The sequence below is a fragment of the Streptomyces sp. NPDC020983 genome, assembly GCF_044333485.1.
Taxonomy (GTDB): domain Bacteria; phylum Actinomycetota; class Actinomycetes; order Streptomycetales; family Streptomycetaceae; genus Actinacidiphila.
The window spans coordinates 1-1609 of sequence record NZ_JBIRRA010000043.1; the positions used below are offsets into that span (position 1 = coordinate 1).

Annotated in this window: 2 protein-coding genes; both read left to right on the forward strand. The window is 66.7% G+C overall.

All coding sequences use genetic code 11. The features are described from left to right. The first annotated feature begins 137 nt into the window (after nucleotides 1-137). Nucleotides 138-979 (forward strand): IS5 family transposase gene (locus ACH4SE_RS36435; protein WP_398547881.1). Its coding sequence is split into 2 segments (ribosomal slippage): nucleotides 138-485 and nucleotides 488-979, totalling 840 coding nucleotides; the frame shifts between segments, so codons are not numbered across the junction. After that, entirely contained in the window at nucleotides 969-1505 is a 537-nt protein-coding gene (locus tag ACH4SE_RS36440) for a hypothetical protein (protein WP_398547882.1), read from the forward strand. The genes ACH4SE_RS36435 and ACH4SE_RS36440 overlap by 11 nt, the downstream gene beginning before the upstream one ends. The last annotated feature ends 104 nt before the right edge of the window (nucleotides 1506-1609 follow it).

Genomic DNA, 1609 nt, shown 5'->3' on the forward strand with positions numbered 1-1609 from the left:
TCGGCGATCTCCCACAGGCCGTCCGGAACTATCCAACTCCACGTACCCCGCCCCATGCACAGCCCAACGAACGATCACCACATAGGACACGGTCTTAGACGCCGTTTCTTTTGGCCTGAGTGGTCGTTGAGCAGGGCATGGCAGACCTGGTCCAGCGGCTGGTGCCGGACGAGTTGTGGGATCTGTTTCGGCGGGTGGTGCCTCCCACGGAGGTCATACGTCCTCAGGGCGGAGGCCGACGGCGGGCAGGTGACCGGGAGGCGCTGGCGGCGATCATCTTCGTGGCGACGTCGGGTTGTACGTGGCGGCAGCTCCCGCCGGTGTTCGGCCCTGCGTGGCCTACGGTCTATAGGCGCTTTGCGCAGTGGAGCCGGGACCGGGTGTGGGCCAGGCTGCATCGTGTCATCCTCGACGAACTCGGTGCCCGTGGTGAGCTGGACTGGTCCCGATGTGCGATCGACTCCGTAAGCGTCCGGGCCACAAAGGGGGGCCTCTGACGGGACCGAATCCGACCGATCGCGGCAAACCCGGATCGAAGATTCACCTGATCACCGACCGGAACGGGCTGCCCCTGTCGCTCGGGATCTCAGGCGCCAACCTGCACGACAGCCAGGGTCTGCAGCCACTCGTGCGCGGCATCCCGCCCATCCGCTCCCATCACGGCCCGCGCCGAAGGCCGCCCGGAAAGCTGCACGGCGACAAGGGATACGACTACGACCACCTGCGCCGATGGCTCCGCACCCGCGGCATACGCCACCGCATCGCCCGCAAGAGCATCGAGTCCTCCCAGCGGCTCGGCCGTCACCGCTGGGTAGTGGAACGCACCGTGTCCTGGCTGGCCGGCTGCCGCAGGCTCCACCGCCGCTACGAACGCAAAGCCGAGCACTTCCTCGCCTTCGTCGGCATAGCAGCAGCCCTCATCTGCCACCGCCGCCTCGCCTCGCGCCCGCCCGTACTAGCCTCCCAGCGTGACCAGTGAAGCTGTCGTGTGGCACCGGCTCGCCGCTCTGCTTCCGCCCGAAGACGCCCGGGAAGTGCTGGATTTCTGGGGGATCGGCGAACAGGAAGGCGGCCTCGGGCTGCTCGTTACTGCTCTGCTGCAGCACCAGGTGGCCATAGATGACAACACCCGGGCCGAGATCGCTGTGCTCGGCGAAGCCTGGGGAATGTGGCCCCTGCCGCTGGCGCCGCTTCTCTCCCAGTGCCCCGGCAAGGGAACCGCATCAGCCCTCAAGCTGATCGAAGACAGGGCCAGAACACCATTGCCCGGAACCGCAGTCGGCCTGCCCGATCGCCTCCTCCTGATTCCCTGGATCAGGTGCACAGCCTGTGGTCGGGCTCTGGCACGAGCCCACACCCGCGAGCCCTGGGGCGACCTGTCCTACACCCCCGAGCAGTACGTCATCCTGGACGCTGAGCAGGGCGTCGCCCTACAGGTCCTCCCCCACGGAAGCGGCTGGGACGCGCTGACGGCACTCAGCACCTCGTGCGAGAGGCAACCATAAGAAACGACGTCTTAGACCGTGTCCTATGTGGTGATCGTTCGTTGGGCTGTGCATGGGGCGGGGTACGTGGAGTTGGATAGTTCCGGACGGCCTGTGGGAGATCG